Raw genomic sequence first — 20984 nt, forward strand, 5'->3', positions numbered from 1 at the left:
CACCGGGTCGCCAACATCGGCGAAATCTCCGCCGGTACGCTCGCCCCTGGCTGATCCACATCGAGGCAGGAACGGGCGAGAACACGACAAGGCAACCACGCGGATCGCCGGTCGTTTCCAACCGCCGAACTCGCAGGAGGTAGAAACAGTGCAGTACGTGGCCATGCTTCGGCAGAAGTATGTCGCTCACCTGCTCGGATCAAGCATTGTCGGCAGATTGCCGAACGGAATGGCTCCGATCGCGATCGCCATCCATCTCCGGCAGCAGCAGGCCGGTTACGAGGTCGCCGGTCTTTTCACCGCGATTTACGCCTTGAGCACCGCGGGCGGTTCCCCACTGCTCGGCAGACTCGTCGACCGGTTCGGTCAACCGATTGTCATGCTCATTTCTGCCGTCGGCTCGGCGATCGGTTTCTTCGGGGCCGCGTTCCTCTCCGTCGACGACTATTTGTTGCTCGGCGCCTCGGTGGTGCTGGCGGGCGCTCTCACCCCGCCGCTGGAGGCGTGCCTGCGCAGTCTTTGGGCGGACATCCTGCCCAAGCACCAGCTGGAAGCCGGCTACGCGCTGGATTCCTCCACCCAGCAGGTCATCTTCATCAGCGGCCCGCTCCTGGTGGCCGGCGGCATCGCCATCGCTCCCTCCGCGTACGTCGTGCTGGCGACCGGGTTGTTCGGGCTGATCGGTGTGGTGGTCTTCTGCCTCGCCCCGCCGGTTTGGCGCTGGCGGCCGGTGCACGTCGAGCGGCACTGGCTCGGCCCGCTCCGCTCGCCGCTGCTGACCGTCGTGCTGGTGTGCAACTGCGGCGTCGGCGCGGCCATGGGCGCGTTCAGCATCCTCGTCGTCGCCTACGCCGAGCACGTCTCCCTGCCCAGCATGAACGGCGTGCTGCTGAGCGCGAACGCGGTCGGCGCGCTGGTCGGCGGCATCGTCTACGGGGCGCGGGTGTGGAAGAGCAAGGACAGCAAGCGGCTGCTGGTGCTGCTCGGCACGCTCGCCGCGCTGTACTTGCCGCTGATGCTGACGCCCGGCGCCATCGGGATGACCGTCCTCGCCTTCATCGGTGGGCTTTTCCTCGCCCCGGCCCTCACCTGTTCTTACGTGCTGGTGGGCCGGATCTGCCCGCCGGGCACCGTCACGGAAGCGTTCGCCTGGCTGGTGACGATCTTCCTGGTCGGCAACGCGGCGGGCGCGGCGACCGCGGGCGCGGCCGTGAGCTCGCTGCCGATCAACCTCGCTTTCGGTGCCATGGCGCTGTTCGCGCTGATCGGGTTCGTCATCTACGTCGTCGGCCTGCGCCTGATCGGCTCCGGCGCGGGAGCTTCCAGCGTCCAAACAGAATCCGAACAGTCGACCTCCCGCTGAGGCGGCGGGTTCGAGGGCCGCTCGCGCGCACCGGCGCGGGCGGCCTTCCGCTGTTCGACCACCGCGTCCAGCAACGTCGCGACGCCATGCTCCTCGTTGGTGGGGATGACGAGGTCGGCCGCTGCGAGCACGGAATCCGCCGCGTTGGCCACCGCGACCGCGAGCCCGCCGCGGCCCAGCATCGGCAGGTCGTTGGGCATGTCGCCGACGCACGCGACGCGGCTGAGCTCCACCTGCAGCGCGTCGGCGATCAGCTCGACCGCCACGCCTTTGTCGGCCGCCCGGTGCGAGACCTCCAGGAAGCGCGTCGTCGAGTAGGTGACGGCGAAATCTTCGCCCAGCAGTTCGGCCGTCGCGGCCGCCAGCTCACCGGCCGACCGGCGCGGGTGGGCGACCAGCAGCTTGAGCACCCGCCCGCCGCGCACCAGATCCGGCACGGACCCGGCACCCAGCTGATCGCGCCAGTTGCTCGCGAGATCGGCCGGAAAATCCGGATCCAGCGCCAGTTCCTCGGCGCTCACCGCGCCGATCGAGACCGACCCGATTCCCGCCCGCAGCCGTTCGACGGCCCAGCCCGCGCTGGCCGCGGTCAGCACCTGCTCGTACCGGATCCGCCCGCCCTCGTCGCTGATCAGGGCACCGTTGCTCGCGGCGGTGAAGCCGCGCAGCCCCGCCCGGGCCAGCATCGAGATCGTCTCGCGGAAGGGACGGCCGGTGACGAAGGCGACGTGGACGCCGTGTTCCTGCGCGCGCCGGACGGCCGCCCGGACGCGGTCGCCGAGCTCGCCGTCGCCGGTGAGCAGGGTGCCGTCCAGATCGGTCGCGACGAGATCGATGGGCACCGGTACCTGCGCCGTCACCAGTCGCTCACGATCAGCGGTTCCCGCGGGTAGATGTGCAATGCAGTGAGGTGGAACCCGTCGAGCAGCGCGTCCACGTCGGCGACTCCGGTGCGGCGGGCCGTCGCCGTCTCGGCCGCGACCGTGATCCACAGCCAGCCGGAGTCGTAATCCGCCTTGGCGGGTCCCGATCCCGGCACCGTCACCGTCGCGAGGAGGTCCGGCGTGTCGAGCAGATCCAGTGCCACCACGCCGCCCTCCGCGACGTCGAGCCGCACCGGGCTGGTGAAGCTGACGACGGTGTTCCGGGTGGAGCTCGCCGGAGCGAACCGGACCGAGACGTGCTCCGCGTCGTCGTGCACGAGCGGCTCGCCGCCCTCCGGGAGTTCCGGCTCCTCGTCGGAGAGCCTGCGCAGTTCCTTGGTGAGGCGCTGCACCACCTGCCGCTTGCCGGCGATCGCGCTGCGCACGGCCGGCCTGCTCGCGCAGCGCTCCAGCACGGCGAGTTCCGCCGCCACTTCCGCGCGCAGTCGCCGGCCCGCGTACTCGCAGCAGATCGCGTCGAGCACGTCGGCCGCCAGCGCGTCGGCCGCGCCGCCGAGGGGACCGCTCGGGTAGGGCGACGGCGCGATCGCCAGTCCGGACAGGACCGCGCGCCCGGCCCGCATGCTCAGCGCCACGGACTCCTCGTCGACCGCGGCGCCGCGATCCCGGAGCGCGTCGATGGCGTCGCCCTCCCACGGCCGGTGGCGGCCTCCCGACCGTCCCCACCTGGCCGCCAACTCCACGACCGCGCCGATCAGCGCGGGGTCGGCTTCGGTCAGGAGCACGGCGCGGCGGGAGATCGCATCGATGTCCTCGCGGGCCCAGGTCCGGGGATCCGGGCTCACGCCTGTCCCGGGGCGGCGCATGTCACCGCCTCCGCTCGATCTAATGTCCACTGTGGTCACACCGCCTGGAGTCGGTCGATGCCGCTGACGGTGGGCATGGCCAATGCGGACGGACGGCACTCCAGCTCGCCGATCACCGTGTCCGCCGGCACGCACGCGGCCTGCCAGACGACTTCCGCCACGGATTCCACCGTCATCTTCAGCTTCGAGTGGTCGTCGGCCTCGTTGGCGATCGCACCCGGGCTGATCAGCGTCGTGCGCACGCCGTTCGGCCGCTCCTCCAGGAGCAGCGACTCGCACACCGCCTTCATCGCCGCCTTCGCCGCGCTGTAGGAGACACCGCCCTCGAAGTACCGCGTGCCCGCGTGGCTTCCCATGAGCACGATGCTGCCGTTCGTGCGGCGCAGCGCGGGCAGCGCCGCCTGCACCAGGGCGAGGACCGAGGTGATGTTCACCGTGAGCGCCTGCGACCAGCGGGCGAGGTCGAGCTCCGCGACCGTGGCGAAGTAGCGGTCCACGGCGTTGGCGACCACCAGGTCCAGTTCGCCTTCCGCCTCGACCACCTCGGCGACGCGGTCCCGCACCGCGTCGACGTCCGCCAGGTCGCACGGCAGCGACCGCGGGCCGGGGCCCGGACGCCTGCTCAACGTCCACACCCGAACACCGGCCCGCGTCAGGCGCTCCGCGATCGCCTTGCCCGTGCCGCGGTTGGCGCCGGTCACCAGCGCGACGCGCGGCAGGCGGTCAGCGCGCGTCTCGGACATGCGCGATCAACTCCTGCCAGCGTTGCGTGATCACGTCGGCGCCATCGCCCGCGCGGAAGAGGTCCTTGTCCAGCGGGTTGCCGTGCTGGTCGCGAACCCGCATGCAGTCCGGCGAAACCTCGGAGATCACCGTGGGCTCGCCGCCGGTGTCGACCGCGACCACGAGGCAGAAGTCCCAGAGGTCCAGGGGCACCATCCAGTCCCGCAGCGCGGCGTTGCACCGCAGGGCCAGGTCGTGGAAGGCCGCGACGGGAACGCCGGCCGCCCGCAGGTAGTCCTCGCCGATGGGCTGGTCCTCAGGGTCGATGCGGAAGTCGAACTTCACCACCGGCGGGTCGAAGCGGTGCCCCTCGGCGAACAGGCCGGGGTACTTCCTGGTGGTCGATCCAGTGGCCACGTTCTTGACGATGACCTCGAACGGCGGCGCCGGGCGGTAGTCCGCCAGGTAGCCGATCGGGCCGGTCCGGCGGCGGAATGCCGTCCGCACACCGGCTTCCGCCAGCTGCTGCGCCGCCAGCTCGTAGAAGTCCATCCGCAGCGAACCGGTCGACTCGATCAGCTCGTCCCGGTCGTAGGTGAAGCTGCGCAGGCTCGGCACCAGCTCGATGAGGCAGGTGTCCTCGCCGATCCGCCAGACCCGCTTGCTGCGCCCGACGACGTCCGGCTCCCGGGCCTGGATCTGCGCGAGGTCCTCGACTGCCACGTCATGCACTGAGTCGCCCATTCGTCCCCTCCTCGTTCATCGCGCCGTGCCGAGCTCAGGCACGCACCCAGCAACCGTCCAGAGCCGTGCGGCACCCGCAGGCGGGGTCGTCCCGGAGCGCCTGCGTCACAGCGCGCACCACCGGCTCGACCCGGTCGAGGTTGCGCTGGAACTGCGCCACGACGTCGACGTGCTTCACCGGCGCATCGCCGCTTTCCGGTGCCAGGTCCTCGGAAATGACGCCGTAGTCGGTGCAGTAGGAGAGGTTGACGTAGCAGAGCTCGAGCTCCCGCGCGAGCGACGCCTCGGTGGACTGCGTCATGTTGATGACGTCGGCTCCCCAGCTGCGGTACATGCGGCTCTCGGCCTTGGTCTGGAACCGGGGGCCGTTGATGACCGCGGCGGTGGCGCGCGGGTGCACGACCTCGTCGGTGTCCTTCAGCGCCTCGATGGCCTGCTTGCGCAGCCGCTCGCAGTACGGGTGCGCGGCGTCGGCGTGGGCGCCGCCGGGCTCGTCGAAGATCGTCCAGTTCCGGCCCCAGGTGAGGTCGATGAGCTGGTCGATCAGCACGAAGTGGCCCTTGCCCACCTCCGGAGAGAGGCTGCCGATGACGTTGAAGCCCAGGATCTGCTGCGCGCCGAGGTCGTGCAGCGCGGCGAGGTTCGCCGGGTACGGGACCCGGTGCGGCAGGTATTCGTGGTTGCGCCCGTGCCGGGGCAGGAAGCCGATCGTCTTGCCGGCCCACTCGGTGATGGTGATGGGCGCGCTCGGGTCGCCGTACTTCGTCGTAGCGGTCACCTGCTCCGACTGGTCGAAGAACTTGTAGAACCCGGTCCCGCCGATGATTCCGATGTCAATCACATTCACTCCTGTCTCGATTGGGAACGGCGGCGCACGCCTACGGCACACGCCGTCGAACCGAACATCACGCGCATTTCCCCGAAGCCGGCCACGGCTTCGGGGCGGTTGGAGCGAAAACTAGTTGGACCGATGGGCACAGTTGGTCCAGTCCAGCGTCTTTTCAAATGCTACCGACGCCGCATGCGATGTCAAGAAACTGTCCGTCCGCCACCGCTGAGCCCGTTTAGCACAAATTATCCGGCCATCCAGCAGCAGGCGAGCCAACGCCCGCTCGAAAGCCTCGCAGGATACCAACCGGAGTCAAAAATTGCAGAGTGGCCCACATCATATTCAAGTGGACGAACGGTCACCCTCCGGCACCGAACGGCTTTCGGCACGCGGCCGAACAGGGCGGCCGCGACCGGAATGGCCGCAGGCCGCGACCGCGAAGGGTGTTCGCCGAATTCACGTCGCAGGTGTGTACTCCGCGTGAACTGCGCGGCCGGGCACGCCCCGCACTACCGCAAACGAAGCCCCGTTCGACCGAACAGGACGATCGCGAATGCCGCCATCACCAGTTCCGGGAAGTGCGGGAAAAACACCACTCCTTCGGCGGGGCCGAGCACCGCTTTTCCTCGGACCTGGTAGGGCCCCGACTCCCTTGCGGAAGATCAGTACCGGTGATAAATTTCAGCAAAAGTGCGGAAATGTGCACTGGTTATCAGTTCTCAAATCAGGAACAAACATTCTTGCAGTTCGACCACATGGGCTTGCGACGCCATTTTCGCATCGCAGGATCCCATTTCTCATGCGGCCGCTGCGTCGGCGTTGCAGAAGGAGAGTTCACGTGCGTTTCCTCGTGGCCGGAGCGGGATTCGGGCAGCAGCACCTCGAATGGCTCGACAGATGTGCCGCCGACGTGCGCGTGCTCGGCTACCACTCCAACCGCGCACGCGCCGAAGAATTGGCCGCCCGGTACGGGATCGGCACCGTCACGACCGACGTGGTGGGCGCGATCGCCGACGGCGGCCTGGACGCCGCGGTGATCGCTTCGCCGCCCGACACGCACGAGGAGCTGGCGGCGGCCGCGCTCGACGGCGGCTTGGCGGTGATCACGGACAAGCCGCTCGCCCACGACATCGCCGCGGCCGCTCGGCTGGCCGGCCACCCGAGCGCGCAGCGCGCCGCCGTCGTCTTCCAGTGGCGCATCAACCCCGCGCTGCGAGAACTGCGGCGCCTGCTGCAAGCCGGCGAGTTCGGCGACGTGCACCACGTGGAACTCACCTTCCACCACGACTTCCTGGCCGGCCCGAGCACCGCCTTCCCGTGGCGCCACCGGCGCGAGCACGCCGGCGCGGGCGCGCTGGCCGACCAGGGCGTGCACCTCTTCGACACCCTCCGCTGGATCTCGCCGGGAGACTGGCAGGTCACCAACGCGCGAACGGCGGTGGCGTGCAAGGAGCGGCGCGGGCCCACCGGGCCGGTGCAGTGCGAAACGGAGGACGTCGCCGACGTCTGGCTCGGCGACGCGAGCGACCGGCACGCGCGGGTGTTCGTCTCCCGGATCGCCGCCGGGCGCCGGTGTTTCCAGGTGATCGTGCAGGCCGCGCGCGCCGTCCTGGTGGTCGAAGCCTCCCCCGACGACGGCAGCGCACGGCTCCTGGTGAGCACCCTGGGCACGGCCGGGCCCGTCGTCACGACGTTCCCGGCGCACGACATGAACCCGTACCCGGCGATCCTCGACCGGCTGTCCGCAGTGGACGGACAGCATGCCGACCTGATCGCCGGTTTCGACGACGCCCTTGTCGCCCAACAGCTTCTGCACCAGGCGCTCGAACACGACAAGCAGTGAACGAATGGCCACCGACCGGCCGGGCGCACCGCACCCGGCGGGCCGGTGGCAGGCAATCGCACGACCGTTGAAGATAGGAGAGAAATGACCGCCAAGCTACGACTGGCCGTGGCAGGTGTCGGCAACAACATCTCCGCGCTGTTCCAAGGCTCCCAGCTTTACGCGAAGCTGGCCGCCCAGGGCGTGCCGGAGTCCGAGTTCCCGGGGATCAAGCGCGCCCGCATCGGCGGCCTCGGGGTCAGCGACATCGAGTTCGTGGCCGCGTTCGACCTGCACCCCAACAAGGTCGGCAAACGCTTCGCCGAGGCCGTCCTGGCCGAGCCGAACAACTACCCGCGCCTCGACGTCGAACTGCCCGACCCGAAGTTCGAGGTCACCGCGGGCCTCACCAAGGCGGACGCCGATCCGGAGTCCGAGGCCTTCCGGCGGATCGTCACCGAACTGCGCGAGAGCGACGCCGAAGTGCTGCTCTACTCGCTGCCGACCGGGCTGCAGTGGGCGGCCGACGCGTACGCGAAGGCGGCGCTGGAGGCCAAGGTCGCGTTCGTCAACTGCACGCCGGAGATCGTCGCGCGGTCGCCCGAGCTGCTCACCGCCTACGAGTCCGCCGGCGTCCCGCTCGTCGGCGACGACCTCGCCAGCCACTTCGGCACCTCGGTGGTGCACCGGGCGCTGCTCGGGCTGATCGCCGAGCGCGGCCTCACCCTGGCCAGCTCCTACCAGCTCAACTTCGGCGGCAACGAGGACTTCCGCAACCTGCGCGACCACGGCGCGAGCAAGCGGGATTCCAAGATCAACGCGCTGGCCCAGGACAACGTCAGCCCGGACAAGATCGAGGTCATCCCGTCCGCCGGGTACATCGGGCACCTCAAGGACCACAAGGTGGCCGTGCTGAACATCGAGGGCCTCGGGTGGGCGGGCACGCCGATCTCGCTGGACCTCAAGCTCCAGGTGCAGGACTCCAGCAACGCGGCCGGGGTGATCATCGACCTGATCCGCGTCGCTGCCGCGAGCCGCCGCGCCGAGCTGCCCGGCTTCCCGGTGGCCGCGGTGCGCGTGCTGAAGTCCCCGGCCGGCGGCCACCCGAGCTACACGCCGGACATGGTCGAGGAGGGCTTCCGCAAGCTCGAAGCCGCCGACGTGGCGACCGGTCGGTGATGCGGTCCGCCGACGGAGCGCACCGCCACGTCCCGGCCCGGATCGCGGTTCTGGCCTATCCCGGCGTGAACGAGCTGGACCTGTTCGGCGCGTACGCGGTGCTGGCCAAGGCCGCGAGCGTCGCGCCGGACGAGCTGGAGGTGCGGCTGGCCGGCTCGGTCCCGCACCTCAGCACGTCCGGCGGCGTGCCGATCGGGGTGACGGCGGATCTGCGCTACTTCACCGCTGCCGACGCGGTCGTGATCCCGGGCGGGCGCGGGGCCGCTGACGCGGCTCTGGACGAGGAACTGCTGGCCGCGGTACGCGACGCGAGCGCCGCCGGAACGCCGGTCTACGGCGTGTGTTCCGGCGCGCTGCTGATCGCCGCGGCCGGCGTCGCCCGGGGCCGCACGGTCGCCGTGCACCACGCGAAGCGCGGGGACCTCGCCCCCGACTCGGTGGGCGTGGTGGCGGCCGGGCTGGTCCGGGACGGGCGGCTGTGCACCGTCGGCGGCGACCACCGCACCTCCGTGAAGTCCGTCGACCTCGCCTTTCAGCTGATCAAGGACCTCGTGCCGCACCTGGCGGCGACGGTGTCGGAAGGAATGGAGATCGTGCCGGGACGCATCGCACGACCGGAGCTGCGGAGCTCGTCATGAGCGGCCGAGGGCGGGTGCTCGTCACCGGCGCGAGCCGCGGGATCGGCCGGGAGATCGCGCTCGCGCTGGCCCGCACCGGCCACGACCTGGTGCTGTGGGCGCGAAACCGGGACGACCTCGGCGAAACCGCGGAGCTGGCGCGCGCCCACGGCGCGGCCGTGGTGGAGCAGGCGGTCGACGTCGGCGATCGGGATCAGGTCGAAGCAGGAATCCGTTCCGGCACAACGGATTCCGCGGAGCTGACCGGCCTGGTGCTCAACGCGGGCGCCGGGGTGTGGCGGCCGCTGGCGGAGGTTCCGGCGCCGGAGTGGTCCGCCGCGCTGCGCACCAATCTCGACGGCGCCTTCCACGTCCTGCAGGCCGCGCTCCCGGCATTGCGCCGGGCGGCGCACCCGCTGGTGGTCGGCGTGCTCTCGGACTCGGCGGTGCACCCGTTCCCCGACCGCGCGGCGTATTCGGCCGCGAAGGCGGGCACCCTCGCCCTGCTGGAGGTCGCCCGCCGGGAGCACCGCGCGGGCGGGCTGCGGATCAGCCTCGTGCTGCCGAGCCGGGTGGACACCCACTTCGCCGGGGCGCACGCGGACGCGCGACCGGGCACCCGGGCCGGCGCGCTCTCCGCGCAGGACGTCGCCCAGGTCGTCGACGGCCTGTTCGCGCTGCCCGCGCACGTCGAGGTCCGCGAAATCCGCTTGTCCGCCACGACATCCACGTACGGGCCCTATCCAGAAAGAGTTCCCACATGACGCTCCAGAAGGACTTCCTGGTGCCCGAGGGGCACTCCAAGCCGATCGGCAACTACTCGCCGGGCATCTCCGTGCAGGTGCCCGCGGACGCCCGGTGGGTGTTCGTGACCGGGCAGGTGGCGACCGACGCGGCCGGCGGGGTCATCGCGCCGGACGACGCGGGCAAGCAGACCGAGGTGGTCTTCGACCGGATCCGGGCGGTGCTGGCCGCCGCCGGCGGGAATCTCGCCGACGTGGTCAGCCTGATCTTCTACCTCTCCGACGTGGCAGGAGACTTCGACCGCGTTTCCGCGGTCCGCAACGAGGTCCTCGCCGGGCTCGCCCCCACCAGCACGCTGGTCGAGGTCGCGCGGTTGGCCGAACCCGGGTGCCGCGTGGAGATCAGCGCCATCGCGATCGTGCCCGCGGGGAGGGGGTGAACCCGCGATGTCCAGCCAGCTCGGCCCCGGAGCACCGGCCGGGGTGGTCTCGCCGGCGGCGGAGCTCGCCGACGTGGCGGGGCGCTCGCGGGTGCTGCTCGTCGGATCGCTGAACGTCGACACGATCCTGCTCGCCCCGAAGGAACCCGCCGACGAAGGGGCCGTGCTCGTCACCGAGTCGATCACCTCCGTCGGCGGGCACGCCGGGAACTGCGCGTCGGCGTTCGCCGCGCTCGGCATGCGGGCGAGCCTCGCCGCGGCCGTCGGAACGGACGAACACGGCGACTGGATCGTGGCCGACCTGGCCGAGCGGGGCGTGGACACCTCGCCCATCGTTCGGCACCCGGGCGCGGCGACGGGGCACGCGGTGATCCCGGTCTTCGACGAGAAGCACTACATGCTGCTGGTGCGCGGCGCCAACGAACTGCTCACCGAGGCCCACCTCGCCGCCGTCGACTTCGCCGACTACGACGCCGTCGTGCTGTTCGATCCCAGCCGCGCGGCGTTGCAGGAGGCGGTGCGGCTGGCGCGCGCCGCGCCGCACCGGCCGCTGCTGTGCTGGAACCCGGGCGGCATCTACTCCCGGGATCCGGTCATCGCCGACCTGTTGCCCGAATGCGACGTCGTGCTGGCCAACCGGGACGAGTTCGGGCACATCCAGCGGGCGCTGGAGGCCGCCGGCCGGGCCCGGGACGACCAGGACTTCGTCATCACGCTCGGCGACGGCGGCTCGCGGCTGGTGCGCTCGGGGCGGCGCTGGGACTGCGCTTCGGTGCCGGTCGAGGTGGTGGACCCGACCGGCGCGGGCGACGCCTTCGCCGCGAGCTACGTGCTCGCGACGCTGACCGGATTCGAGCCGCAGCGCCGCCTCCAGCTGGGAAACCGGGCAGGCGCGCTGGCGGTCACCGCACCGGGCGCCCGCGGTCACCTCGCCGCACTGTCCGAAGTGGCCGATGCACTGACGTGATCCGCACCTCTTCGTAGGAGAGAACCAGGTGAACCCCCCACTCGGACCGCGCCCCAGCGCCGACGGCTGGCGGGGCGTGATCGGCGACGAGTTCACCGCCGCCAACGCCGCCACCGTGGCCGCATGCATCCTGCGCGTCGTTCGGCAGGCCCAGCCCTGCGACGACCTGCTGATCGGCTTCGACGGCCGTGAGCAGGGCGAAGCCGCGGCGAACGCGGTGGCCGCGGCGGCACAAGCGCTCGGCGTGCGGCGCAACACCGTGGTGCCGCACCTGCCGACGCCCACCGCGACGCACGCGGTGCGCACCGGCGCAGCGGACGCCGCCCTGCTGATCACGGCCAGCCACAACCCGCCGAACTGGAACGGCGTCAAGGCGAAGGTCGCCCCGGGCGCGCCGCTGACCAGCGAGGCCGAGCGCCGCGTGGTCGAGCTGCTCAGCCGGCCCGCGGACGCGAGCCCACCGCCCGGCGACGCGCGCGCGACGACGACGTGGAAACCGGCCGCCGACTTCACCGATCCGCACGTGACGGCCGCGGCGGCCCTGGCGCGGGAACCGGCCCGCCGCCTGCTGCGCGTCGTCGTGGACGGGTTGCACGGCGTCGCTGGAACTCCGATGGCGAAGCTGTGCACGGCGCTGGGCTGGCGGCCGATTCCCGTTGGCTGCCAACCGATGCCGGACTTCGGCGGGCTGATCCCGGATCCGTCCTCGCCGGCCAGCCGGACCCGCGCGGCGCAGGAAGTCCTCGTCTCGGGAGCGGATCTCGGGATCGTCCTCGACGGCGACGGCGACCGGATGTACGTGCTGGACGACCGCGGCGAATCGGTGCTGCCGCACGAGTTGTTCGCGCTGCTGCTCGAACATCGCGGCGCGGACGAGCCGACCGGCGCGGCGCGGCGGGTCGCGATCACCGTCGCCACCGGCACGATCGTGCACCGCGTCGCCGAGCGGCTCGGCTACGAGATCGACGAACACCCGATCGGCTTCAAACACCTCTCGCCGCTGCTCGCGCAGGGGCTCGCCGCGGCGGCCTGCGGCGGCGTCGGTGATCTGGGCTTCGCCGAGCACGGCCTCGACCGCGATCCCTTCGCCGCCGTCGCCGCGCTGGCCGACGTCCTGCACCGCACCAGGGCACCGCTGTCCGTGCTGGTCGACGACGTTCGCACGCGCAACGGCGCGCTGCGCTGGTTCGAGACCCGCGTGCCGGGATCGGCCGAGCCGGACCGGCTGCGGGCGATCGGCGTCCGGGCGCTCGCCGAGGTCCTCGGCGCCCGGCCGCAGCGGATCACCGAGGTGGACGGCATCAAGTGCTGGCTCGGGGACGGGCAGTGGTTCCTGCTGCGCCCGTCTTCGACTGAAGGGGGGATTCGGCTGTACGGCGAGTTGGCCGACACCCCTCATGTCGCCGCACAACTCGACAAGCTCACCGGGATGGTCCGCGCCGACATCGGCGTCGACTCCCACCGCAAGTGAACCTGCCGGCAGTGAGGAGACACATCATGGAAAACGCAACGATCGCCCTCATCGGTGGAACCGGCTTCTACCGGTTCCTGGACGACAGCACGGACGTCGAAGTCGACACTCCCTACGGCAAGCCGAGCGCGCCGATCAGCATCGCCGAGGTCGCCGGGCGGCGCGTGGCGTTCCTCCCCCGGCACGGCCGCAACCACGACTTCCTGCCCTCCGAGCTGCCCTACCGCGCCAACCTGTGGGCGCTCAAGCAGCTCGGCGTCCGCCAGGTCGTCGCCTTCAACACCGTCGGCAGCCTGCAGCGCGAGTACCGCAAGGGCGACTTCGTGCTGGTCGACCAGTTCGTCGACCGCACCTGGGGCCGGCTGGACAGCTACTTCAGCGGCGGCGACACCTCCGCGCACATCAGCTCCGCCTACCCGTACTGCGACCGGATGCGCGAGCTGGCCTACGAAACCCTCACCGGGATGGGCACCCGGGTGCACCGCAACGGCACGGTGGTCGTGATCCAGGGGCCGAGATTCTCCACCGCGGCCGAGAGCAAGTGGTTCAGCGGCCAGGGCTGGCACCTCGTGAACATGACGCAGTTCCCGGAGGTCGTTCTGGCTCGCGAGCTGGAACTCTGCTACTCCAACGTCTCCTACATCACCGACTACGACGTCGCCGCCAAGGAAGTGGCCGGTGCGGAGGAGTCCGAGGTCGTCTCGCACGCCGGCGTGCTCAAGGCGTTCAACGCCAACTCCGAGCACGTCCTGGACATGGTCCGCGGCCTCGTGGGTGCCCTGCCGGAGGACGTCGACTGCGCGTGCAGGCACGCGCTGGACGGAGCGATCGTATGACCTGGGAGGTATCGCCCATCGATGCCGAGCTCGTCGCGAAGGGCGAGGGGTCGCTGCGCGCGGCGCGCTCGCAGATGCCCGTGCTCGACGGGTTGCAAGCCGATCTCCGCGCTTCCCTTCCGCTGCGCGGGCACCGGATCAGCGGGTGCGTGCACCTCACCAAGCAGACCGGCGTGCTGGTCGAGCTCCTGGCCGCCGCCGGCGCGGAGGTCGCCTGGACCGGCGGCAACGAGGTCTCCACCCAGGACGACGTCGCCGCGGCCCTCGCGAAGACGGGCGTGCGGGTGTTCGGCCGCCGCGGGATGACCCCGGAGGCCGTGCAGGAGGCCGTCGTCGAATGCGCCCGGGCATTCGACGGCGGCCCCACCTTGGCCATCGACAACGGCGGGTCGATGCTGCGGGCCATCGTGCAGAACCCGGAGGCGTTCCCGAACCTGATCGCCGCGACCGAGAAAACCGCCGAGGGCAGCCAGATCCTGCGCGAGGAGCTGCGCCCGCAGCTCACCTTCCCGGTGCTGCTGGTCAACGACGTCGTGACCAAGTGGGAGGTGGACAACACCCACGGCACCGGTCAGTCCACACTGGACGGAATCCTGCGCGCGACCGGCACCTTCCTCGCCGGCAAGCGGTTCGTGGTGTGCGGGTACGGGCACGTCGGCCGCGGGCTGGCCCGGCGCGCCCGCGGCATGGGTGCCCGCGTGACGATCACCTGCCGCAGCGAGCTGACGGCGATCCGGGCCAGGCTCGACGGCTTCGACGTGCAGTCGATGGCCGTGGCCGCCCGGAACGCCGACCTGGTGTGCACCGCGACGGGCCAGCCCGACGTCGTCACCGGCGAACACCTCGACCTGCTGCCCTCCGGCGCGATCCTGTGCAACACCGGCCACTCGGTCGTCGAGATCAACCTGGCGGACCTGGCGAGGCGAACCGACTACGTGACGGAGGTCGGGCCGCACGTCCAGCGGCACTTCCTCACCGACGGCAGGCACGTGGACCTGCTCTCCGGCGGCGGGTTGGTCAACCTCGACGCGGCCGAGGGCAACCCGAGCGAGGCGATGGACCTGACCTTCACCAACCAGGCGCTCGCGGTGCTGCACCTGGCCGACAAGGCGAGCGACTTCGGCCCCGGCGTGCACGAGGTCGACCAGGAGCAGGACGAGGAGGTTGCGCGCCGGAAACTCCGCCAGCTCGGCGTGGGCTGGGACGCCGAGGTCGCCGCGCGCCCGCGCCCGCCGTACGGCTCGGGCATGCGCTCGCCGCTGGACGACCAGGGCGGCAGCTCGCGCGGCGGCTACATCGGCGGCACGACGGCGTTCGCCCGGCTCGACCTCGCGGAGGACTCGATGCCGGCGCTCGCCGCGCTGCGCCGGGACTTCAGCTCCTCGAAGCCGCTGGCCGGCCGGCGGCTGCTGATCGCGGGCCTGGTGACGGCCGGTTCGGCGGTCGCCGCGCACACCGCCCGGGCGATGGGCGCCGGCGTCGTGTGGTGCGCGACGAGCGCGCGGCACTTCGACCGGGAGGTGGCCGACCACCTGCGCGAATCCGGTTGCGTGGTGCACGATCCGACCGGGCCCGGCGGCGTTCGCTCGGCGATCCGGAGCTCGCTGGCGGCGTGGCGGGAGGGGCCGACGGCGCTTCTCGACGACGACGCGGTGCTGACCACCGCCATGCACGAGGAGTTCGTCGAATTCCCCGCTCCGCAGTTCGCCGTCGAGCGGACCACCCGCGGCGCGCAGCTGATCAAGAAGCGGCCCTACCTGCGCTTCCCGGTGATCACCGCGGACCGCTCGACGGCCGCCGTGGTCGCCTCCGACTCGCACGCGAAGGCGCTGATCGACGTCATCGGCGTGGTCGGCGGCGAACCCATCGCCGGACAGGTGGTGGCGGTCGCCGGGTACGGCGCGGTGGGCTCCCGGGTCGCGGCCCGGGCCGGCGGGATCGGCGCGCGGGTGGTGGTGACCGAGGTCCAGCCGACTAGAGCACTGATGGCGGTCCTCGACGGCTTCGACGTGCTCCCGATGGAGGACGCCGCCAAGATCGCCGACATCATCTGCACCACCACCGGTCACGCCGACACGCTCCGGGAAACGCACCTGGGGAAGATGCGCACCGGCGCGCTCGTGGTCGCGTCGGAGGCCCAGGAGATCGACGCCGGCGCGCTGCACCGGACCGCCGCGAAGTGGCGGACCGGCGTGGCCGGCCTGCGGATGGCGCACCTGACGCACGAGCGGGTCATCCGGATCGCCTTGCCCGACAAGGAGTTGTCGCACCCGCACGGCGAGCCGACCCCGTACGCGGCGCAGGACATCTCGTTCGCCACCCAGCTCCACGCGACCTGCGAAGCGCTGCGCGAGTCGGCGGCCGCGCGCCCGTCCGTCGGGGCGATGCCCGGCCAGTCCGGGGATTACGCCCTGTCGGCGATCGCCTCGGCGATGCGGCTCCGCCTGCGCGGCGACAACCCGCCCCGATGACCCCTACCGATGCGGAAGAAACCATGAATCCCCAACGCACTTCGCCGCCCGCCCCCGGCCGCCTCCTGCTCATCCGGCACGCGCAGACGCAATGCACCGTCGAGGGCAGGTTCTGCGGCGCGCACGACGCGACGCTGACCGCCACCGGCGAGATCATGGCGCGGCACCTGGCCGGCCATCCCGCGCTCGACGGCGTCGACCTCGTCCTGAGCAGCCCCGCCACCCGGGCCAGGGCGACCGCCGAGCAGCTGACGCGCGGCACGGGAGAGTACGAAGTGGACGATCGCCTGCGCGAATTGTCCTTCGGTGCTTGGGAGAGCAAGAAACCGGCCGACCTGCACGGCGACGAGCGCTACGAGTCCTGGAAGCGCAATCCGGCGCTGCACTGCCCGCCGGGCGGCGAATCCGGCCTGGAGGTGGCGGCGCGGGTGGTCGCGGCAGTCCGCGATGCGCTCGGACGGGGCCGCGCGGTGGCCGTGGTGACGCACAAGGCCCCGGTCCGGTTGGCCGCCTGCTTCCTGCTGGGCATCCCGCTGTCCCGCTACCGCGACCTGGCCGCGGCACCGGTCGGTTCGGTCACCGAGCTCACCTTCGACCAGGACCGCGTGCGGCTGCGCGGGCTGGGCGACGTGTCCCACCTGCCACCCGAATGGCGTAGGAATCCGGACGAAGCCCTTCCGGGACAAGCGTCTTCTGGTAGTAGCTCTCCCCGTGAACACCCCGTACCAGAACACGTCCGCTGAATCCGCCGATGCCGCGCGTGGAAAGGAGAACGACTTGACGCGCTTCGCCGAGATCGACCACATCGTGTGGGACTGGAACGGCACACTATTCGCCGACACCGCCGCGCTGATCGACGCCACGATCGACATCTTCGCCCGAGCGGGGCTGCCGGCCGTCACGCGAGCCCGCTACCAGGAGCGCCACACCCAGCCCATCCCGCTGTTCTACGACCGGCTCGCCGAGCGCGATCTCAGCGACGACGAGCAGCAGTGGCTGGCCGAGGCCTTCCAGGAGACCTACGTCCGCTACCGGGAGAACGTCGGCCTGCACCCGCAGGCCCGCGACGTCTTGCAGCGGTGCGGCGAGGCGGGTTTCGCCCAGTCGCTGCTTTCGATGTACCCGCACGAAAAACTGCTGCCGCTGGTCGAGACCGCGGAGATCACCGCGTTCTTCCGGCGGATCGACGGGCTGCGCACCGACGAGGCCGCGAAGAAGGCACCGCACCTCGAGCGGCACCTGGCCGAGATCGGTGCGCGCCCGGAGCGCGTGCTCCTCGTCGGCGACAGCGTGGACGACGCGCTGGCCGCGCGGGAGTGCGGCGCGCACTGCGTGCTGTACCACGCGGGCCGAGACGCGCTCCACTCCCGGGAGCACTTCGAGGCGCTGGGCGTGCCGATCGCCGAAAACCTGCACGACGCCGTGACCGCGCTGCTGGGCCACCGACAGCCGGACCAAGACACCGGGAGGCCGACGTGGACCACCACGACACCGTGACCGTTCCCGACTCCGGCGGCGTCGCCGGCGAGATGGCGTGGATCCAGCGGAACTCCCCGCTGCTGGATTCCTACGTCCGGGAGCTGGTCGGCGACGGCTCCTTCCAGGGCCTGCGGGTGGCGGTGGCCCTGCACCTCGACCCGAAGACCGGATTCCTGGCGACCGTCCTGCAGGACGCCGGGGCCGAGGTCGTGGTGGGCGGCAGCAATCCGCGCACCACCCGGGACGACGTGGTGGAGCACCTCCGGCGGCACGGCATCGAGACCGTGGGGCGGCGCGGCGAGCCGGTCGAGGACTGGCGCGCTGGCCTGCTCGCCATCGGCGACTCGGAACCGGACCTCATCCTCGACGACGGCGTCGAACTCGTCGTGCTGATGGCGGAGCACCAGCCCGAGAAACTCGCCAAGGTGCGGGGCATCTGCGAGAAGACCACGACCGGCACCGTGCGGATGCGCGAGCTGGCGGCAGCGGGCACCGTCCGGCTCCCGCCCTCGCTGACCGTCGACGAGGCGCGCTGCAAGCACCTCTTCGACAACCGGCACTCCACCGGCCAGACCACCTTGCTGGCGATCTCCCGGCTCACCGGAATGCTCTTGTCCGGCAAGCGGATCGCGATCCTCGGATACGGCTGGGTGGGCCGGGGCCTGGCGATCTACGCCAGGGCGCTGGGCGCGGCCGTGTCGGTGATCGAGATCGATCCGGTGAGCGCGCTGGAAGCGCACATGGACGGCATGGCCGTCGGCGACCACGCCACCTGCCTGCCGGGCGCGGACCTGGTGATCACGGCCACCGGCGTGGAGCACGTGCTCGAGGGCGCGGACTTCGACCTGCTCGACGACGGGGTCGTGCTGGCCAACGCCGGGCACAGCGACTTCGAGATCGACCTGCCCGGCCTCGTCGCGGCGGGCGCGGTCGGCGAGCCGGTGTCGGAGCACCTCACCTGCTACCGGCTGGGGGCGAAGCGGATCAACGTGCTCTGCGAGGGGGCCTTGGTGAACATCAGCGGCGGGGCGGGAAACCAGATCGAGGTCATCGACCTGACGTTCGCGGTGCAGGCGCTCGGCGCACGACTGCTCGCCCGGGGCGAGATCCCGCCGGGGGTGCATTCGCTGCCGCCCGAAGTCGACGACGCCATCGCCCGCGCGCGCCTCGCGAGCCTCGGCATCTCGATGCCCGGCGACGTGGAGGCGGTGACGGTGCGATGACCGACACGGCGATGGCGGTCCACCCAGACTGGCGGATCGAGCAGATGCCCGCGCTGCGCGAGCTGCTCGCGCAGTGGTGCGGCGTGCCGATGCGCGACCGCAAGGCCCTCGTGCTGGTCGATCCCGGCGGTGCCGACCTCGTTCTAGCGAGGGCGCTGGGCGAACTGGGCTGCGAGGTGCACCTCGCCCACCGCGGCACCGCGGCGAGCGACGACGAGAACCTGCTGGGGCAGGCCGAAGCGGAGGCGGTGCTGCGGGAATTCGCGCCGGACCTGCTCTTCGACCACGACGGCTTCCTGACCCGGATCGCGCATCGCGCCGGGCCCGACATCACCAGGGCGCTGCTCGGGGTGGTCAACCGCACCGAATCGGCGCCGTTGAACATCCGGCTGGACATCCCGGTGCTCGAAGCCCACCCGCCGCGGATGTTCGCGCTGCTCCACCTGGCGGAGGCGCGGCAGCGGGCCCTGTGGCAGGTCATGGCGTGCGCCGACCTGCAGCCGGCGGGACGGCGCGTCGCGGTCATCGGGTTCGGCGCGGTGGGCCGCATGGTGGCGGGCTACTGCACCGCGATGGGCATGCGGGTGGTGGTCGTGGAGCCCGACCCGGTCGAAGCGCTCGGAGCCCACTTCCAGGGCCACGAGGTCCGGTCCCGCGACGCGGCGGTCACCGAGGCGTCGATGGTCATCTTCACCGGCCAGCCGTCGCTGGTGGACATCACCTCGCTGCCGGACGGTTCCCTGGCTGCCGTGGTGGATCCCCGGCTCGCCGAGCAGATCGTGCACGGGCTCGACGGAGTCAGCGCCGCGCGCACGCACATCCGGCCCGGCCTCACCGAATACGAGCTGGGTCGAGGCACCCGGATCTACTTCGCAGGGGACGGCACCGGGCCACCCGGTGTCGGCGAGCAGACCACCGAGGTCACCGAGCTCCAGGTCGCGCTGGCACTGCTGGGAGCCGACCAGCTTCTCGCCGAACAGCACGATCCGGGGCTGCACGAACTGCCGGGAGCGGTGGGAGACCGCGTGGCGGCGATGAAGCTGATGCGACTGGCCGAGACGCGGAGGCTCTGACGACGCGGGGAAAGCGCGGGGGAACGACATGGGAATTGGTCGGTGACCGGGCACGTTGCGGAGGGGAATACGCGCCCGGCCACCGGGATGGGCCAGTGCGGCGGAGGTCGGGGAAAGGTCACCGCACCGGCCCGGCTTGGGAAGCAGGTTTCGTGAGTGTTTGCTCCGGTAAGAACCGGAACAAACACTCACGAGCATTCAGGCACGCAGGTGGTGCCGCCCAGTGGGCTCGTCGAAGTCGACGGGTTCGTCGGGGTCCGCGGTGGGGAATCCCGGTGGTATGCCGGGAGGTTCTCGTTCCGCCCGATGCTCTTCGGCCACTCGGGTTTCGGCTTCGATGTCGGCTATGAGGTGCCAAACCGTGTAAGCGCCTTCGCCACCTCCGGCATGCTGACCTGCCGAGAACGCGATCGCCCGCGCGGGCAGCTGACTGGCGAGCATCGCCAGGATCAACAGGTTGAACAGGACGAACGTGCTGAGCTGAATCCAGAACATGACAAGGGTTCCTTCCGTGATGTGAGTGGGTGCAATTTCACGAGAAATTGACGTTCACCCAGGTGACGGTCAATTTCTCGCGAAATTGCACAGCCACCGGGTGATCAGGGGCGGGCGGCGAGGATGCGCCAGCAGCGCATGCACGTGTTCTCTCTGATCCAGTCCACTTCGGACCTGTCGTGCAGCTCTGCTGCGTCCGCCTCCGCTCCGCAGAACGCCACCAACGGCACACCCGCAGGGGTTTTCGTTGCTGTGATGGGGAAAGCGTGGCGGCCTCCCGTGACCGGGCGCCAGACGTAGGTCAAGTAGTCGGACACTGGGACCCCCTCAGCTTGTCGCTACTCTTCGTTGCCTTGACAACACAGAGAGTGTCAGCATCGAGATCAGCGGGCAACATATCTGATTGGAAAATTTTCCAATCAGCCCGTATCGGGTGATCGGATACGGTGTGCGCATGGCCAAGCGCTCTTTGCCGACAGTTCGCAAGCGCCGCCTCGCGGCCACGTTGCGGAGCCTTCGCGAGCAAGCAGGAGTGACTCCCGATCAGGTCATGCAGGAGATGGACTGGTCGCGGTCGAAGGTGTCCAAAGTAGAGACCGCGAACATCGGCGTTTCGGTATCGGACGTCCGCGTGCTGTGCGATCTCTACCGAGCTGAACCCGAAGTAGCCGAGTGGCTGGCGAAGACGGCTCGCGACGCCCGGCGGCGCGGTTGGTGGGACGCCTACGACGAGGCCATGCCCGCGAGTTTCGCCGACTA

Annotated in this window: 22 protein-coding genes; 15 read left to right on the forward strand and 7 right to left on the reverse strand. The window is 70.8% G+C overall.

Annotated features, from left to right (window positions below; genetic code table 11):
* Positions 1-163: 163 nt before the first annotated feature.
* Entirely contained in the window at positions 164-1363 is a 1200-nt protein-coding gene (locus AB0I53_RS36315; RefSeq protein WP_358613310.1) for an MFS transporter, read from the forward strand.
* Here AB0I53_RS36315 and AB0I53_RS36320 read toward each other — a convergent pair.
* Genes AB0I53_RS36320 through AB0I53_RS36340 form a run of 5 tightly spaced genes read right to left on the reverse strand, consistent with a single transcriptional unit; the run spans position 1279 to position 5421 of the window.
* Entirely contained in the window at positions 1279-2223 is a 945-nt protein-coding gene (locus AB0I53_RS36320; RefSeq protein ID WP_358613266.1) for a Cof-type HAD-IIB family hydrolase, read from the reverse strand. The two genes, AB0I53_RS36315 and AB0I53_RS36320, sit on opposite strands and share 85 nt — an antisense overlap.
* A complete protein-coding gene (locus tag AB0I53_RS36325; protein WP_358613268.1) occupies positions 2220-3092 on the reverse strand; it encodes a hypothetical protein in 873 nt (290 codons plus the stop codon). The genes AB0I53_RS36320 and AB0I53_RS36325 overlap by 4 nt, the downstream gene beginning before the upstream one ends.
* Positions 3093-3148: 56 nt before the next feature.
* A complete protein-coding gene (locus AB0I53_RS36330) occupies positions 3149-3856 on the reverse strand; it encodes an SDR family NAD(P)-dependent oxidoreductase (RefSeq protein ID WP_358613270.1) in 708 nt (235 codons plus the stop codon).
* Positions 3837-4580 (reverse strand): phosphoribosylaminoimidazolesuccinocarboxamide synthase, encoded by a 744-nt coding sequence (locus AB0I53_RS36335; protein WP_358613272.1) that lies wholly within the window; start codon positions 4578-4580, stop codon positions 3837-3839. Before AB0I53_RS36335 ends, AB0I53_RS36330 begins: the two co-directional genes overlap by 20 nt.
* A 34-nt stretch (positions 4581-4614) precedes the next feature.
* Positions 4615-5421 (reverse strand): MTAP family purine nucleoside phosphorylase, encoded by an 807-nt coding sequence (locus AB0I53_RS36340; protein ID WP_358613274.1) that lies wholly within the window; start codon positions 5419-5421, stop codon positions 4615-4617.
* A gap of 826 nt (positions 5422-6247) precedes the next feature.
* On the opposite strand from AB0I53_RS36340, the gene AB0I53_RS36345 reads away from it, so the two are divergent.
* The 13 genes from AB0I53_RS36345 to AB0I53_RS36405 all read left to right on the forward strand — a co-directional run bounded on the left by AB0I53_RS36345 (position 6248) and on the right by AB0I53_RS36405 (position 19730).
* Positions 6248-7252: a Gfo/Idh/MocA family oxidoreductase gene (locus AB0I53_RS36345; protein WP_358613276.1), complete on the forward strand. Its 1005-nt coding sequence runs from the start codon at positions 6248-6250 to the stop codon at positions 7250-7252.
* An 84-nt stretch (positions 7253-7336) separates the two neighbouring features.
* The gene (locus tag AB0I53_RS36350; protein ID WP_358613279.1) at positions 7337-8410 is read left to right on the forward strand and encodes a hypothetical protein; all 1074 of its coding nucleotides are present in this window, start codon (positions 7337-7339) and stop codon (positions 8408-8410) included.
* Positions 8410-9048, forward strand: a complete 639-nt coding sequence (locus tag AB0I53_RS36355; RefSeq protein ID WP_358613280.1) for a DJ-1/PfpI family protein — start codon at positions 8410-8412, stop codon at positions 9046-9048. Before AB0I53_RS36350 ends, AB0I53_RS36355 begins: the two co-directional genes overlap by 1 nt.
* Entirely contained in the window at positions 9045-9791 is a 747-nt protein-coding gene (locus AB0I53_RS36360) for an SDR family NAD(P)-dependent oxidoreductase (protein ID WP_358613282.1), read from the forward strand. The genes AB0I53_RS36355 and AB0I53_RS36360 overlap by 4 nt, the downstream gene beginning before the upstream one ends.
* Positions 9788-10210: a RidA family protein gene (locus AB0I53_RS36365; protein ID WP_358613284.1), complete on the forward strand. Its 423-nt coding sequence runs from the start codon at positions 9788-9790 to the stop codon at positions 10208-10210. The genes AB0I53_RS36360 and AB0I53_RS36365 overlap by 4 nt, the downstream gene beginning before the upstream one ends.
* Positions 10211-10217: 7 nt before the next feature.
* On the forward strand, positions 10218-11177 hold the full coding sequence (locus tag AB0I53_RS36370; protein ID WP_358613286.1) for a PfkB family carbohydrate kinase: 960 nt from the start codon (positions 10218-10220) through the stop codon (positions 11175-11177).
* A gap of 28 nt (positions 11178-11205) precedes the next feature.
* The gene (locus AB0I53_RS36375; RefSeq protein WP_358613288.1) at positions 11206-12648 is read left to right on the forward strand and encodes a hypothetical protein; all 1443 of its coding nucleotides are present in this window, start codon (positions 11206-11208) and stop codon (positions 12646-12648) included.
* 26 nt (positions 12649-12674) lie between these two features.
* A complete protein-coding gene (locus AB0I53_RS36380; RefSeq protein ID WP_358613290.1) occupies positions 12675-13484 on the forward strand; it encodes an S-methyl-5'-thioadenosine phosphorylase in 810 nt (269 codons plus the stop codon).
* On the forward strand, positions 13481-15955 hold the full coding sequence (locus AB0I53_RS36385; protein WP_358613292.1) for an adenosylhomocysteinase: 2475 nt from the start codon (positions 13481-13483) through the stop codon (positions 15953-15955). The genes AB0I53_RS36380 and AB0I53_RS36385 overlap by 4 nt, the downstream gene beginning before the upstream one ends.
* Positions 15956-15978: 23 nt before the next feature.
* Positions 15979-16698 carry a histidine phosphatase family protein gene (locus AB0I53_RS36390; protein ID WP_358613294.1) on the forward strand — a complete coding sequence of 240 codons (720 nt, stop codon included), beginning with the start codon at positions 15979-15981 and terminating at the stop codon, positions 16696-16698.
* A gap of 34 nt (positions 16699-16732) precedes the next feature.
* Entirely contained in the window at positions 16733-17452 is a 720-nt protein-coding gene (locus AB0I53_RS36395) for an HAD family hydrolase (RefSeq protein WP_358613296.1), read from the forward strand.
* Entirely contained in the window at positions 17431-18657 is a 1227-nt protein-coding gene (locus tag AB0I53_RS36400) for an adenosylhomocysteinase (RefSeq protein WP_358613298.1), read from the forward strand. Before AB0I53_RS36395 ends, AB0I53_RS36400 begins: the two co-directional genes overlap by 22 nt.
* Positions 18654-19730 (forward strand): NAD(P)-dependent oxidoreductase, encoded by a 1077-nt coding sequence (locus AB0I53_RS36405; protein ID WP_358613300.1) that lies wholly within the window; start codon positions 18654-18656, stop codon positions 19728-19730. Before AB0I53_RS36400 ends, AB0I53_RS36405 begins: the two co-directional genes overlap by 4 nt.
* A gap of 198 nt (positions 19731-19928) precedes the next feature.
* On the opposite strand, the gene AB0I53_RS36410 is transcribed toward AB0I53_RS36405, so the two are convergent.
* Both AB0I53_RS36410 and AB0I53_RS36415 read right to left on the reverse strand, forming a co-directional pair.
* Entirely contained in the window at positions 19929-20225 is a 297-nt protein-coding gene (locus AB0I53_RS36410; RefSeq protein ID WP_358613302.1) for a hypothetical protein, read from the reverse strand.
* 104 nt (positions 20226-20329) lie between these two features.
* Entirely contained in the window at positions 20330-20542 is a 213-nt protein-coding gene (locus tag AB0I53_RS36415; protein WP_358613304.1) for a zinc finger protein, read from the reverse strand.
* Between the two features lie 137 nt (positions 20543-20679).
* On the opposite strand from AB0I53_RS36415, the gene AB0I53_RS36420 reads away from it, so the two are divergent.
* A partial coding sequence (locus tag AB0I53_RS36420) for a helix-turn-helix transcriptional regulator (protein WP_358613306.1) occupies positions 20680-20984 on the forward strand: 305 nt, incomplete at its 3' end.

The organism is Saccharopolyspora sp. NPDC050389, assembly GCF_040655595.1.
Taxonomy (GTDB): Bacteria; Actinomycetota; Actinomycetes; order Mycobacteriales; family Pseudonocardiaceae; genus Saccharopolyspora.